Below are 231 nucleotides of genomic sequence, written 5' to 3'. Positions count from 1 at the left end.
AACCAGAACTGTTTTATCGCGGCGGGAAATCTGGCGTCGCTGCAGGCCGACGATTTGAACAACGTTTAGGTGCAGCTGGCCGGCAACGGCGGGTTGACCTTTAGCGGCGGAGCCTTTAATAACACAGACGGCAAACTGCAATCTGCGGGCGATATCGAGATTGATCCCACAGGCCAGCCGCTGATCAATCAGCGCGGCCCGATTGCCGGTTCTGGCGCGACCCGTATCGAC

At 58.4% G+C, this 231-nt stretch carries 1 protein-coding gene; it reads left to right on the top strand.

What is annotated here, in order from left to right:
- Positions 1 to 69: 69 nt before the first annotated feature.
- The coding region (locus tag QCD69_RS22935; RefSeq protein WP_367317877.1) for a hypothetical protein at positions 70 to 231 on the top strand (162 nt) is incomplete at its 3' end.

The sequence above is a fragment of the Erwinia sp. PsM31 genome (genome assembly GCF_030433775.1).
In the GTDB taxonomy this organism is placed as follows: domain Bacteria; phylum Pseudomonadota; class Gammaproteobacteria; order Enterobacterales; family Enterobacteriaceae; genus Erwinia; species Erwinia aeris.
The sequence above is the reverse complement of the archived record's forward strand: the minus strand, read 5'-3'. Positions and strand labels throughout refer to the sequence as shown.